The sequence below is a fragment of the Bacteroides sp. 14(A) genome (assembly GCF_000526555.1).
GTDB classification, from domain to species: domain Bacteria; phylum Bacteroidota; class Bacteroidia; order Bacteroidales; family Bacteroidaceae; genus Bacteroides; species Bacteroides cellulosilyticus.
The window spans coordinates 573,182-585,130 of record NZ_JAGH01000005.1 but is presented as its reverse complement, the minus strand read 5'-3'; the positions used below and the strand labels follow the sequence as shown (position 1 = coordinate 585,130).

General features: G+C 41.3%; 12 protein-coding genes. 7 read left to right on the top strand and 5 right to left on the bottom strand.

Annotated features, from left to right (window positions below; all coding sequences use genetic code 11):
• Positions 1 to 21: 21 nt before the first annotated feature.
• Together atpC and atpD are read right to left on the bottom strand one after the other, a co-directional pair.
• On the bottom strand, positions 22 to 267 hold the full coding sequence (atpC, locus tag K429_RS0125310; RefSeq protein ID WP_007213983.1) for an ATP synthase F1 subunit epsilon: 246 nt from the start codon (positions 265 to 267) through the stop codon (positions 22 to 24).
• A 23-nt stretch (positions 268 to 290) separates the two neighbouring features.
• Entirely contained in the window at positions 291 to 1,811 is a 1,521-nt protein-coding gene (gene atpD / locus K429_RS0125305) for a F0F1 ATP synthase subunit beta (RefSeq protein WP_007213982.1), read from the bottom strand.
• 379 nt (positions 1,812 to 2,190) lie between these two features.
• Here atpD and K429_RS0125300 point away from each other — a divergent pair, with 379 nt between their 5' ends.
• Positions 2,191 to 3,135 (top strand): Dyp-type peroxidase, encoded by a 945-nt coding sequence (locus K429_RS0125300; RefSeq protein ID WP_022209284.1) that lies wholly within the window; start codon positions 2,191 to 2,193, stop codon positions 3,133 to 3,135.
• 270 nt (positions 3,136 to 3,405) lie between these two features.
• Here the strand turns inward: K429_RS0125300 and rimI are convergent, their stop codons facing one another.
• Complete coding sequence (gene rimI, locus K429_RS0125295) at positions 3,406 to 3,867, bottom strand: ribosomal protein S18-alanine N-acetyltransferase (RefSeq protein ID WP_029328559.1); 462 nt, start codon at positions 3,865 to 3,867, stop codon at positions 3,406 to 3,408.
• A gap of 5 nt (positions 3,868 to 3,872) precedes the next feature.
• A complete protein-coding gene (locus K429_RS0125290) occupies positions 3,873 to 5,339 on the bottom strand; it encodes a RimK family alpha-L-glutamate ligase (protein ID WP_007213979.1) in 1,467 nt (488 codons plus the stop codon).
• Positions 5,340 to 5,508: 169 nt separating this feature from the next.
• Between K429_RS0125290 and K429_RS0125285 the strand changes: the two genes are divergently transcribed.
• From K429_RS0125285 to rpiA, 3 genes are all read left to right on the top strand, one after another.
• A complete protein-coding gene (locus tag K429_RS0125285; protein WP_029328558.1) occupies positions 5,509 to 5,994 on the top strand; it encodes a PepSY-like domain-containing protein in 486 nt (161 codons plus the stop codon).
• 80 nt (positions 5,995 to 6,074) lie between these two features.
• Complete coding sequence (locus K429_RS30740; protein WP_167555821.1) at positions 6,075 to 6,245, top strand: hypothetical protein; 171 nt, start codon at positions 6,075 to 6,077, stop codon at positions 6,243 to 6,245.
• A gap of 12 nt (positions 6,246 to 6,257) precedes the next feature.
• On the top strand, positions 6,258 to 6,959 hold the full coding sequence (gene rpiA, locus K429_RS0125275) for a ribose 5-phosphate isomerase A (RefSeq protein WP_007213976.1): 702 nt from the start codon (positions 6,258 to 6,260) through the stop codon (positions 6,957 to 6,959).
• Between the two features lie 58 nt (positions 6,960 to 7,017).
• Here the strand turns inward: rpiA and purT are convergent, their stop codons facing one another.
• Positions 7,018 to 8,184: a formate-dependent phosphoribosylglycinamide formyltransferase gene (gene purT, locus K429_RS0125270; protein WP_007218351.1), complete on the bottom strand. Its 1,167-nt coding sequence runs from the start codon at positions 8,182 to 8,184 to the stop codon at positions 7,018 to 7,020.
• A gap of 327 nt (positions 8,185 to 8,511) precedes the next feature.
• Here purT and K429_RS0125260 point away from each other — a divergent pair, with 327 nt between their 5' ends.
• The 3 genes from K429_RS0125260 to K429_RS0125250 all read left to right on the top strand — a co-directional run bounded on the left by K429_RS0125260 (position 8,512) and on the right by K429_RS0125250 (position 11,853).
• Positions 8,512 to 8,961 carry a cold-shock protein gene (locus tag K429_RS0125260; RefSeq protein WP_007213973.1) on the top strand — a complete coding sequence of 150 codons (450 nt, stop codon included), beginning with the start codon at positions 8,512 to 8,514 and terminating at the stop codon, positions 8,959 to 8,961.
• A gap of 22 nt (positions 8,962 to 8,983) precedes the next feature.
• A complete protein-coding gene (locus K429_RS0125255) occupies positions 8,984 to 9,376 on the top strand; it encodes an RNA-binding protein (protein ID WP_007213972.1) in 393 nt (130 codons plus the stop codon).
• Positions 9,377 to 9,483: 107 nt separating this feature from the next.
• The gene (locus tag K429_RS0125250) at positions 9,484 to 11,853 is read left to right on the top strand and encodes a TonB-dependent receptor domain-containing protein (protein WP_231501915.1); all 2,370 of its coding nucleotides are present in this window, start codon (positions 9,484 to 9,486) and stop codon (positions 11,851 to 11,853) included.
• Positions 11,854 to 11,949: the final 96 nt, after the last annotated feature.

Genomic DNA, 11,949 nt, shown 5'->3' with positions numbered 1-11,949 from the left:
TTAAGGATGAAAAGACTATTGTCAGTCTACGCAGGCAGAAACCACTCCACCACTTAACTCAATGAAACCACCCTCTATGTCAAGAGTCTGTTCTTCTCCTTCTGTCGGTACATACATCACCTTACCTTCACGAAGCGAAGACACAATGGGTGCATGTTGCGGAAGGATGGTAAACGTTCCTATTGTGCCAGGTAGCGTTACACTTTCCACTTCTCCATTATAAATTTCCTTTTCAGGAGACACTATGTTCAAATACAACTTCTTCATAGCCTCTTTCCTTCTTTTATTTTTTAATTATTTACCTGATCCAGCAATTTCTTACCTTTCTCTATCGCTTCTTCAATCGTACCGACATTCAAGAAAGCAGGTTCGGGTAGATAGTCCACCTCACCATCCAGAATCATCTTAAAGCCTTTGATAGTGTCTTCTATGGGCACCATCGTTCCCGGTACACCTGTAAATTGTTCGGCAACGGCAAAAGGCTGAGATAAGAAACGTTGCACGCGACGTGCACGATTCACCAATGTACGGTCTGCATCCGAAAGTTCTTCCATACCAAGGATAGAAATAATATCCTGTAATTCCTTGTTACGTTGCAGAATTTGTTTCACCCGTTGCGCCACTTCATAATGCTCTTCTCCCACAACATGCGGGTCGAGGATACGTGAAGTAGATTCCAGCGGATCAACGGCAGGATAAATACCTAACTCAGTAATTTTACGACTCAATACCGTCGTGGCATCCAGGTGTGTAAATGTAGTAGCAGGTGCCGGGTCAGTCAAGTCATCGGCAGGCACATATACAGCCTGTACAGAGGTGATAGATCCATTTCGGGTAGAAGTAATACGTTCCTGCATAGCACCCATTTCAGTAGCCAGCGTCGGTTGGTAACCTACAGCCGAAGGCATACGTCCCAACAAAGCGGATACTTCGGAACCTGCTTGTGTGAAACGGAAAATATTATCGATAAAGAACAGGATATCACGTGAACCACCAGTTTCAGCACCTTGGTCACGGAAAGATTCTGCTACCGTCAGCCCGGACAATGCTACTGATTGACGCGCACCGGGAGGTTCGTTCATCTGGCCGAATATCAAGGATACCTGTGATTTTTCCACTTCACTGTAATCTACCTTAGATAAATCCCAGTTTCCTTCTTCCATACTTTTCTTGAACTCTTCACCATAACGGATAACACCGGATTCAATCATTTCACGCAGCAAGTCGTTACCTTCACGGGTACGCTCTCCTACTCCTGCAAACACAGAAAAACCATGTTGTTTCTTAGCAATGTTATTAATGAGTTCCTGGATAAGCACTGTTTTACCTACACCAGCACCACCGAACAAGCCGATCTTACCACCCTTACTGTAAGGTTCCAGCAAGTCGATAACCTTGATACCTGTATAGAGCACCTCTTGTACGGTAGTCAAATCTTCAAACTTAGGAGGATCACGGTGGATGGGATAAGCACCGGCACGGTCTAACTCTTTCATACCATCGATGGAATCACCTACTACATTCATCAACCGACCTTTAATCTGGTCGCCCACCGGCATGGTAATAGGACCACCTGTGGGATACACTTTCATACCTCTTTGTAAACCGTCCGTACTATCCATTGCTACAGTTCTCACTGTATTTTCACCAATGTGTTGCTGCACTTCTACGATTAATGTTTTTCCGTTTGATCTTTTTATCTCCAGTGCGTCGTGGATACTTGGAAGCATCAGTTCGGCATCCGTACCTTCAAAATAGACGTCTACTACCGGTCCGATGACCTGAGAGATATGTCCGATAATTTGTGACATAAGCAATCTTTTTATATAATTTCTCTTTTTCTAAACTCTACAAGTCGCGTTCTTGTCATTCCGCTGCTATGAGCTTAACACCTATTGAATAGTTTTTGTTCAAAGCTTCAAATCTTAATTTTTACGGAATAGTTACATAAGCAACCTTGCAAATGTAAACACAAAAACTTTCAGGTTGTACTCTATGAAAACGTTTTTTCTATAAATTATACCCTTTTGAACTATTATTACTACAATCAGAACAAAAAAGCGACATCCATTTAACGTTGCTTAAACATTCATCAACAGATACTAAGAAGGAATTCCACTATTTTTGTGTGAACAAAACATCATTTGGTAAGTTATATTTTGAAGTATAAATTTAATGAAAGGAAAAAGTATGAATCCACATCAAAATCCATTCGCAGGAAACACCCCACAGGATGTAACCGAAAGACAAGGTGAAAATGCCATTTTCATCGTTTACGGATTAAATCAATCTCCTGATGCCGTCGACAAAGTAAAAGATGTATGTGCCAATTTCTCAGCGTTGATACGTAGTATGCGTAATCGCTTTCCCGATGCACAGTTCAGTAGCACGATAAGTTTCAGTGCTAATGTATGGGATCGTATTTTCCCTGGCAAGGGGAAACCCAAAGAATTGGAAACTTTCAAAGAAATAAGGGGAAGTAAATATACAGCTGTATCCACTCCCGGTGATATACTGTTTCATATCCGGGCACGGCAAATGGGGCTATGTTACGAATTTGCTTCTATCATCGATGAAAAACTAAAGGGGGCTGTCGAAGCTATTGATGAAACTCACGGTTTCAGATATATGGATGGTAAAGCAATCATTGGCTTCGTAGATGGAACAGAATCTCCAGCTGTGGACGAGAATCCTTATCACTTTGCCGTAGTTGGTGAAGAAGATCCGGATTTTGCGGGTGGAAGTTATGTATTTGTACAGAAGTATATTCACGATATGAATGCTTGGAATGCGCTTCCGGTAGAAGAGCAGGAAAAGGTGATAGGACGAAGAAAGTTCAATGATGTGGAATTGTCGGATGAAGAAAAGCCTGCAAATGCACATAATGCTGTAACAAATATTGGAGATGATTTAAAAATAGTACGTGCCAATATGCCATTTGCCAATACTTCAAAAGGAGAATACGGTACTTATTTCATTGGATATGCAAGTACATTCAGTACTACGCGCCAGATGTTGGAAAGTATGTTTATCGGGAATCCTGTAGGCAACACCGACCGCTTGCTTGATTTTAGTACTGCAGTTACCGGGACCCTGTTCTTTGCACCGTCTTACGATCTACTTGGAGAAGATTAGCAGTTCGCCCCATGCGGGGCAAACATAAAAAAAGGCTATCTATCCCAGACAGCCAATCTTTTGTTAACCTTAAATCTAATACTATGAAAAACACATTGCAAAGGTACGGCTTTTCTTGATTTCTCCAAATTTCAGAGCCTTTACAGGGCATTTTACAACAAGGTTTAATAATTCTATCGACCTTGTTAACAATTTGACAAAGAAAAGAGAGTATTACACTATATTTTTAAACAGGAATTAAGAAGATACCGGATTTCCAGAGAAGAATATCTATTCAACTATAGTGGGCCTCTGCATATAATATGCAGAAGTCCCGTTATGATAATAGTTCTCTTTTATGGAAGTACATTTAAAACCATTTTTTTCATATAAATGAATAGCCGGGGAATTAGAAACATTCACCTCCAAAGTAATTCTCTTTAAGCCTTGTTTTTGGGCAATAGCAACTATCTGATCTATTAGTAATTGCCCCACTTTTTTGCCACGAAAATCAGGATGAACAGCTATCGAATAGATACGTAGACTACAAGCACGTTGATTTATCAACACACTAAAATAGCCCCCCACCCTTTGCTGATATTCTGCTACACAAAAGTATCCTTTTGCTTGAGAAATAAGATAAACAAACTGACGTTTTGAAAAACTATCTTTATCAAAACAAATTTGTTCTATCTCCATAATTGACGGAATATCATCAATTTCAGCCAAACGAAGTATAAATCGCTGTTCCATACGAATTAGAAACGTTTTACATCCAACATACGCCAAAAGTTATTCAGCAACCGATAGTAGAGTTCGTCTCCCAGAATGGCATCTTCTAACCCATGGTCAATGCTGGGATTATCATTTATCTCAATAACAATAGCACGGTCATTTACCATTTTCAAATCTACTCCATACAGGCCTTTCCCAATAAAAGAAGCCGCACGCAGCGCTGTATCCAATACCTTACGCGGCACTTGATAAATAGGAATAGTCTCCACCAGCCCGCAGCGGCTCCGTCCGGAAGCATAATGGCAATAGATTTGCCAATGTCCTTTAGCCATATAATACTTACACGCATAGAGAGGTTCTCCATTCAGAATGCCGATACGCCAGTCAAAATCTGTTGGAGTGAATTCCTGAGCCAGCAGTATAGACGACTTATCAAACAATACTTTCAACGCTTCATCCAACTCGATCTCATTATTGACTTTCTTCATACCGATAGAGAAAGAACCATCTGGGATTTTCAGGATAAAAGGACTACCAAGTTGTTCCGTAATCTCCTCATAAGAGTTGACATTCGATTTGAATAGTAACATGGAAAGCGGTGCCGGAATCTTTTCCTTCTCAAACAATTCTTTCAGATAAACCTTATTGGTACAGCGGATAATAGATTGAGGATCATCTATAACAGCCAACCCATTTTGTGTGGCCAATTGTGAAAGCCGGAACGTGTAATGGTTTAACGAAGTAGTGGTACGAATAAATAAGGCATCAAACTCCATCAGTCGTGTGGCATCTTCTTCAGTTAGCAATTCGGCATGAATATCCATCTTCTTAGCCAGTTCAAGTAGCTTGTGAAGTGCCTTTTTATCGCTTGGCGGAAATTTCTCATCCGGATCATACAGTATAGCCAGGTTGTATCTTGCCGATTTCGAAGCCTGAGGATTGCGCCACACTTTTCTGTTAAACAAATCCAGAGCATTAGCGAAATAATCCTCTTCCTCATTATTCAATGAGCTCAAAGGTAAAAACTGAATATTTTCTATCTGATTCTTATGTCGTGTATTTAATGTAACCCGCAATAAAGGAGCCGGATAATTCTCAAAAATAAAACGGGCTATACGCTCCAATCCTTTCTCTTTGCAAGTGCCAAAGTATACATTCAGAGACCAAAGATCATCGGTTATTTCATTTTTCTGAATCCATTGATAACAAAGCTTTTGAAGACTGCTATCCATACGGATACCTGCACCAGCTTCCACCTTATTAATTATATCTACTCCGGGAATAACTTTATGCCCCCTCGTCTGGGCTAATAACGAGCAATAATAGCCTTCGGAGTTATAGCTATAATCATTACTCAGGTTGATTACTAATTTACGATCCTTTCCCGGTGATTTATACTTCAGGTAGTCAGATACTGTTAAAATGCTGTTTGTTTTGGAATATGGTTTCCAATCATCCAAGCTGTCTACAAGGATCAATACATTGTTCATTTCGTCTTTTTAAAAAAGTGCCCGAAAGTAGTGAATTAAATAATACAAAATATCGCAGACTCAATAATTATTTTCAAGAGATGAAAACAACTCTGTTTTTGCTCAAAAATGCAATAAACAAAAGTCTCTCAGGGTTGTTTCTAATAGCAACTAAAAACAGACCTTGATTATGAAAAAGTTTAATTTCAGTTTATTGGCAGGCTTGTTGTTGCTGATATCTGCTTCCGTATGCGCAGAAAATACTCCGGAAAAAGTACAGGAAACTTTCAAAAAGATGTATCCTAAAGTGACGACCGTGGAATGGATGCATAAAAGTGATTACCACATTGCCGAATTCGTTTCAGATAGCCACGAAATGAACGCCTGGTTCGGAAACAATGCCCAATGGATAATGACGGAGACAAACGTCGAAAGTCTGGAAGATGTCCCTGCTCCCGTAGCTAAAGCATTTATGCAGACAGAGACCCCTCCTATACAAATCAGATATATAAAGATAATTACCTTCCCAAAAATGCCTGCTGTAGTAATCATCGATATAGAAGAGTATAACTCTGACAGAGAAATTCAGCTTTTCTATGCTCCTGACGGTAAACTACTACAGAGCCTCGATGTATCCGGTGGTGATGGAGAAATCTATCCCGAGTTATTCGGGTAATACAAAATTCTTACCAAATATAAGAACAATTGAGCAAAACAGAATGTTATCTATAAAAACAACTATAAATAGCAAGACTTATGAGTAGACGTTCACAGCTGGAGCATGAAGTATCATTAGCTCAAAAACGTATTAAGGAAGCTCCCCAAAATACGCCGGCAAACATCAGAGAAATTTGGGAACAAGAGTTGGTTGAACTTGAAGTAGAACTGAACAACCTGACTGACGACGAAGAAGATAATAACGATTAGCAACCTCTGACAATGAAATGGGATAATCAACTGATAAATCATTTGCAATGGTCGAATGCGATCATTAATCGTGAGGGCAAAGAAATCGTAGCACAGGAAATTGCTGCAATGGCGAAGGATGGTGATGTGATCGGAGCCGGCTCCGGTTCTACCGTTTACCTGACGCTATTCGCATTAGCGGAACGTATTCGCAAAGAATCTCTACACATAGAAGTCATCCCTGCCTCTGCAGAAATTTCTATGACCTGCATACAATTGGGTATACCACAAACGACCCTTTGGAATAAGCGTCCAGACTGGGTTTTTGATGGTGCTGATGAAGTAGATCCGGAGAAAAGTCTGATTAAGGGACGTGGTGGAGCCATGTTCAAAGAAAAACTTCTGATAAAAAGCAGTAGTAAGAGCTTCATTATCATTGATGATACAAAACTGGTAGATCATTTGGGAAGTCATTTTCCAATACCTGTAGAAGTGTTTCCAGGTGCATTAACTTTTGTAGAAAGCGAAATGCAACGGTTAGGAGCTTCTGACGTGAAATTGCGTCTTGCCGGTGGAAAAGACGGACCTGTTCTCACCGAAAACGGCAACTTTATTTTTGATACCCGCTTCAGTTATGTTGACCCTTCTTTGGAACAAAACCTGAAAGCAATTACCGGGGTAATTGAAAGCGGGCTTTTTATCGGATATGATGTTGAAATAGTAGTTGCGAAATAAAAAAGCAGCTGCCACTCAATCTGTGACAACTGCTTTTCTTTTATCTAATAAGTAAGCCTTAATGCACTTCAACCTTTTCTGCAATTCGCTTAGCCTTATCTCTCAATGCATCCAGATCTGACTTTAATGGTGCATAGCATAACACCACGCCCATACGCCGATTGACGCGCGTCGTCGGCTTACCGAAAATGCGGAGATAAGTGTCTTCTTCTTTCGTCACCTCTTCAATACCGCGATAATCAGGACGCTCCTGGCTGGCAATAGTTGAAAGAATCACAGCACTGGCACCAATACGCTCTTGCTTAATGTTTGGAATAGGCAAACCTAGTACAGCACGTAAATGAAGTTCAAATTCATTCAAATTTTGTGTTCCTGCCAATGTCACCATACCCGTATCATGCGGACGCGGAGAAAGTTCCGAGAAATAAACTCCATTTTCATGACTCAAGAAAAATTCAACTCCCCACAGGCCGGCACCGGTCAGAGCCCGTGTCACTTTCTCAGCCATTTCCTGCGCTTCCTTCAAATGAGCCGGATCAATGTGCGCCGGCTGAAAACTTTCACGATAATCTCCCCCTTTCTGCACATGTCCGATGGGCGGACAAAACAAGGTAGGCCCATTCTTTTGTGTCACCGTAAGCAATGTTATCTCACTATCAAACTTGATAAATTCTTCAATAATCAATTCTTTTATATCACCACGGCTACCATTGCAGCCATATTCCCAGGCATGTTCCAATTCATCCGCACTCTTCACAAGAGACTGCCCCTTGCCCGAAGAAGACATCAGCGGCTTCACTACGCAAGGAAAACCGATCTTTTCAGAAGCAGCTTTCAACTCATCCAGAGTTTTTGCATAAAAATATTTAGCAGTTTTCAGTCCCAACTCCTGTGCGGCCAAATCACGAATAGCCTTGCGGTTCATGGTAAAGTTTACGGCACGGGCACTGGGTACCACCTGAATACCTTCCTTCTCAAAATCATAAAGACGTTCTGTACGGATGGCCTCGATTTCCGGAACAATGATATCCGGCTGGTGTTTGCGTACTACACGTTCCAATGCATCACCGTCAAGCATGCTAAATACCTCATATTCATCAGCCACCTGCATGGCAGGTGCTCCGGCATATGAATCACAGGCAATAATATATTGACCTTTTCGTTGGGCAGAAATCACAAACTCTTTGCCCAGTTCACCGGAACCTAACAATAAAATCTTCTTCATTTTTGCTATGTGTTTATATTAAGAAGCACAAATGTACATAAAAAAATAAGTAGCTACCGCTTTAAATAATTTAAAAAACGAATGGATAGCTCATTTTTATCTGTATCTTTGTAGCATAAACAATAGGGTTTATTCTGAAATCTTCTTTGTGCATGTTTGCTTTTGCGGTATTCCGCAAATTATTCCATCCCAAAATGACCTCATAATCAGCTCCTTTGTTCATCACAAGATTAAATTGTTGTATGAATCCTGAACGGATTAGGTGCAGCCATTAGTCCGAAAAACTAAGTGCAGTATATAAACTGCATAATATATAATAATTAAAGAATGGCAGTAAAAAGAGTAACATCAAGTAAAAGAGACAGAGAAAAAGCGAAACAGAGTAAGCGAGAAGAAAAACAAAAGAGAAAAGAAGAACGCTTGAGCAGCGGTAGCCGTAGCTTCGAAGAGATGCTGGCTTATGTGGACGAAAACGGTATTCTTCACTCCACACCAGAAGGTGTAAAGCCTAAAGAAGAAATAGATGCTTCTGAAATAGAAATATCAATTCCGAAAAAAGGCGAAGCAGAAGAAGTTCTGCCATTAAACGGACGTATTGAACATTTTAATGTGTCCAGAGGTTATGGTTTTATTAAAGATTTAGGAAGTGGTGAGAAATATTTTTTCCACGTTACTTCCGCTCCCGAAGGGATAACCGAAGGGGATAACGTAACATTTGAAATTGAACGTGGTACGCGAGGTATGAACGCCGTGCGGATCTCAATCATTAATAAATAACAATTTTAACTTACAAAAAGAAATGAACATTTATGTTGCAAACCTAAGCTGGAACACAAACAGTGACAGCTTACAGGAATTATTTTCACAGTATGGCGAAGTAACTTCAGCCTACATTATTAACGACAGAGAGACGGGACGTTCACGCGGTTTCGGCTTCGTAGAAATGCCGAATGATGAAGAAGGTCAGAAGGCTATTGACGCTCTTAACGAAACAGAATTCGAAGGCAAGAACATCGCTATTAGCGTAGCTCGCCCCAGAACAGAAAGACCTGCAGGTGGTAACCGTGGTGGTGGCTATGGCGGCGGTGGCAACCGTGGTGGTGGCTATGGCGGCGGCAATCGTGGCGGTGGCTACGGCGGCGGCAATCGTGGCGGTGGCTATGGCGGCGGAGATCGCGGTGGAAGATATTAATCTTACAACTTAACAAAGAAATGAAAACTGTTCGGGATGATTTCCGAACAGTTTTTTTATGTCCCTGTTTCACTTATTATATATCAATAATATCTATATTTGCATATATGATAACGAGCAAACATATTCTACTGACACTTTCACTGCTACTGTGCAATGTTTGTATCTACGCTGCTGCGGTCAACTACTCCGTACGCGGAAAAGTTATTGATAAACAATCACGCCAACCGGTGGCTTATGCCAACGTTGTGGTTGCAGGTATTCCCGGTAAAGGAGCATCGACAGATTCTCTAGGCATATTTCGTATAGAGCAGATACCCCCTGGCATTTATCGCTTCGAAGCAACACTGATAGGTTATAAAAGCGCAGTGACCTCCGAGTATTTGGTTTCCGCCTCTACGCCTTTCATCGAGATAGAGATAGAGGAAGATGAAAATATGCTATCAGCAATAGTGGTCACCCCCTCTCCTTTCCGGAAAACAGTGGAAAGTCCGGTAAGTATGAGGATTATCGGCTTGCAGGAGATAGAAAAAAGTCCGGGAGGAAACCGCGATATCTCACGCATCGTGCGAGCCTATCCGGGTGTCTCTTTCTCTCCCATCGGTTATAGAAACGACTTGATAGTACGAGGCGGATCACCTTCCGAGAATCGCTTCTATATGGATGGAATAGAAATACCTAATATCAACCACTTTGCCACACAGGGAGCATCGGGTGGCCCGGTCAGTATAGTCAATGCAGATTTGATACGGGAAATCAGTTTCTACACCGGAGCATTTCCGGCCAATCGTTCCGGAGCCATGAGTTCAGTATTAGATTTTCGTCTGCGCGATGGTAACCCGGACAAACAGACATTTAAGGCAACCCTGGGAGCATCCGAAGTTTCTTTCAGTGGTAACGGACATTTGAGCGATAAGACAACCTATCTGTTTTCTATACGGCAATCTTATCTGCAACTACTGTTCAAGGCTTTAGGACTTCCTTTTCTGCCAAACTTCATTGACGGTCAATTCAAATTGAAGACCAGACTATCAGCACATGATGAACTGATCCTACTTGGCTTAGTCGGCATTGATAAGATGAAACTGAATACAGACGAGAAAGGAGAAGACGCGGAATACATATTAAGTTATCTGCCTACCATTCACCAGGAGACATTCACAGTGGGAGCTTCATACCGCCATTATGCAGGGAAACATGTACAATCGGTCACCTTAAGCCATAACTACCTGAACAATCGTAATATAAAATATCTGAATAATGATGAATCTTCCGAAGACAATCTGACACTCCGGCTTCGTTCAGTAGAGCAAAAGACCACCCTGCGCTTTGAAAACCAAACGAGATTAGGGCAATGGACATTGAAGGAAGGTGCAGAAATGAATTATTCCAACTATACGAATCAAACGAATCAGCGAATATTCGGTATAACCTCTACACTCTCTGATTACCGGACGGATTTGAACATATTCAGTTGGGGTGGTTTCTTCTCAACAGATTATACCACCGCCAATAAACGTTTTTCCGCATCCGCAGGCATTCGTACAGATGGTAATAACTACAATAAGGAGATGAAAGAATTATGGAAACAGCTCTCTCCCCGCCTCTCCTTATCTTACGAACTAACCCAGCAATGGACATTAAGCGGAAATGCAGGTCTATATTACCAGCTACCACCTTATACAGCATTAGGTTTCAAGGACAACGACGGTCTTTATGCAAATAAGAATTTAAAGTATATGCAAGTGATGGAAACCAGCCTCGGACTTGATTGGCATTTACAGGATAGGTTGATGATTTCGGCAGAAGGTTTCTTTAAGCGTTACAGCCGTATGCCTCTTTCTCTCCGTGACGACATCGCTCTGGCATGTAAGGGAGACGATTACGGCACAGTAGGTAATGAGGCATTGATACCGACCGCACGAGGGCGTGCTTATGGTGTAGAAACCATGTTGCGTTGGCAGATACCGGAGCGCTTCAACTTTGTATCTTCCCTTACTGTCTTCCGCAGTGAATATAACAGCATCGCTTCTGCTTGGGACAACCGTTTCATTCTTAATGTAAGTGGTACGTACAATTTACCACGCCGTTGGAGTATCGGAGGAAAGCTAAGTTATATAGGTGGTGCTCCTTACACTCCTTACGATGAAGAAAAATCCTCACTGGTTGAAGCTTGGAATGCACAGGGGCGTCCGTATTATGATTACTCAAAGTACAATACGGAGCGTCTACCCAATTTCGCCCAACTTGATATTCGTGTAGATAAATCTTTCTATTTTCATCGCTGCATGGTAGGTTTTTATCTCGATTTGCAGAATATCACAGGAAGTAAGTTGAAGCAGCAGGATGTGATTATGAGTACAGGAGTTATTGAAAACCCGTCTGCGCCTGTAGGAGAACAAAGATATAAGATGAAATATCTGAAACAGGAAAGTGGAACGATATTACCGTCGATTGGAATTACCGTAGAATTCTAATGCCAGGCCTTTGTTATTGACCTACAAAAAGTAAAAAGCCGGAATGATCTCAAATAAATCATTCCGGCTATTATAATAAAACTATGGCACTTTTCT

Bases quoted from the DNA above. Each gene is read 5' to 3' on its own strand.
- K429_RS0125300 (WP_022209284.1), top strand. From the start codon at position 2,191: ATGAATCCACATCAAAATCCATTCGCAGGAAACACCCCACAGGATGTA.
- K429_RS0125250 (WP_231501915.1), top strand. From the start codon at position 9,484: ATGATAACGAGCAAACATATTCTACTGACACTTTCACTGCTACTGTGC.
- K429_RS30740 (WP_167555821.1), top strand. From the start codon at position 6,075: ATGAGTAGACGTTCACAGCTGGAGCATGAAGTATCATTAGCTCAAAAA.
- K429_RS0125260 (WP_007213973.1), top strand. From the start codon at position 8,512: ATGGCAGTAAAAAGAGTAACATCAAGTAAAAGAGACAGAGAAAAAGCG.
- rimI (WP_029328559.1), bottom strand. From the start codon at position 3,867: ATGGAACAGCGATTTATACTTCGTTTGGCTGAAATTGATGATATTCCG.
- K429_RS0125255 (WP_007213972.1), top strand. From the start codon at position 8,984: ATGAACATTTATGTTGCAAACCTAAGCTGGAACACAAACAGTGACAGC.
- atpD (WP_007213982.1), bottom strand. From the start codon at position 1,811: ATGTCACAAATTATCGGACATATCTCTCAGGTCATCGGACCGGTAGTA.
- atpC (WP_007213983.1), bottom strand. From the start codon at position 267: ATGAAGAAGTTGTATTTGAACATAGTGTCTCCTGAAAAGGAAATTTAT.
- purT (WP_007218351.1), bottom strand. From the start codon at position 8,184: ATGAAGAAGATTTTATTGTTAGGTTCCGGTGAACTGGGCAAAGAGTTT.
- rpiA (WP_007213976.1), top strand. From the start codon at position 6,258: ATGAAATGGGATAATCAACTGATAAATCATTTGCAATGGTCGAATGCG.
- K429_RS0125290 (WP_007213979.1), bottom strand. From the start codon at position 5,339: ATGAACAATGTATTGATCCTTGTAGACAGCTTGGATGATTGGAAACCA.
- K429_RS0125285 (WP_029328558.1), top strand. From the start codon at position 5,509: ATGAAAAAGTTTAATTTCAGTTTATTGGCAGGCTTGTTGTTGCTGATA.